General features: G+C 49.4%; 1 protein-coding gene. It reads right to left on the reverse strand.

The features are described from left to right. A partial coding sequence (locus ACM0OX_RS35870) for a WD40 repeat domain-containing protein (protein WP_414519990.1) occupies window positions 1-237 on the reverse strand: 237 nt, incomplete at both ends.

Genomic DNA, 237 nt, shown 5'->3' on the forward strand with positions numbered 1-237 from the left:
TCCACAATTTGATCGTGTTGTCACCACTGGCGGAAGCTAAAGTTTTACCATCCGGGCTGAAGACGACGCTGTTGACCGAATCGCTATGCCCTCTGAGTGTGGTAATTTCTTTGTGCGTCTCGAGATTCCACAATTTGATCGTCTTGTCAGCACTGGTGGAAGCTAAAGTTTTGCCATCCGGGCTGAAGACGACGCTGTTGACCGAATCGCTATGCCCCCTGAGAGTGGTAATTTCTT

It is taken from the genome of Nostoc sp. PCC 9305 (assembly GCF_963920915.1).
Taxonomy (GTDB): Bacteria; Cyanobacteriota; Cyanobacteriia; order Cyanobacteriales; family Nostocaceae; genus Nostoc.